Genomic DNA, 399 nt, shown 5'->3' with positions numbered 1-399 from the left:
TGCCAATTTATCAAACGGAACTCCACCGAAGTCCATTTGATAAATTGGCAAAAAATATTGAGATTATTGCTACAGATATTTTACCAGCGATCCGTAAATACACAGCGAAAAAGTAGGAGGGAGAATTTATGAAAATAGTAGGCATTTCTGGTTCTATTGTTGGATCGAAAACGAGAACGGCAATGAACTACGTTTCTGAAGAAGATTCTGCAAAATATCCAGAGGTTGAATTTTCAATTATCGATTTAGCGGAGTATAATTTGCAATTTAGTGACGGTCGAAATTATTTGGAGTATGATGGTGACACAGGGTTTGTCACGAAGGAATTAATGGAATCGAGGCTTGGAAAACTGGTGTTCCAATCACAATCGCATCTGCTTCCATTAATTCCTTCGTGAC

The 399-nt window shown here is 37.6% G+C and carries 1 protein-coding gene; it reads left to right on the top strand.

The features are described 5' to 3' along the window. The first annotated feature begins 128 nt into the window (after window positions 1-128). Window positions 129-398, top strand: coding sequence for an NADPH-dependent FMN reductase (locus PZE06_RS26580; RefSeq protein ID WP_483314092.1), 270 nt, complete (start codon window positions 129-131; stop codon window positions 396-398). Window position 399 lies beyond the last annotated feature (1 nt).

This window comes from Robertmurraya sp. DFI.2.37 (genome assembly GCF_029211245.1).
Lineage (GTDB): Bacteria > Bacillota > Bacilli > Bacillales > Cytobacillaceae > Robertmurraya > Robertmurraya methanolica_A.
Note: the sequence above shows the minus strand (reverse complement) of the source record. Positions and strands in the feature narration are given on the sequence as shown.

Excerpts from the sequence above, each read along its gene's own strand:
- PZE06_RS26580 (WP_483314092.1), top strand. The coding sequence starts at position 129 with ATGAAAATAGTAGGCATTTCTGGTTCTATTGTTGGATCGAAAACGAGA.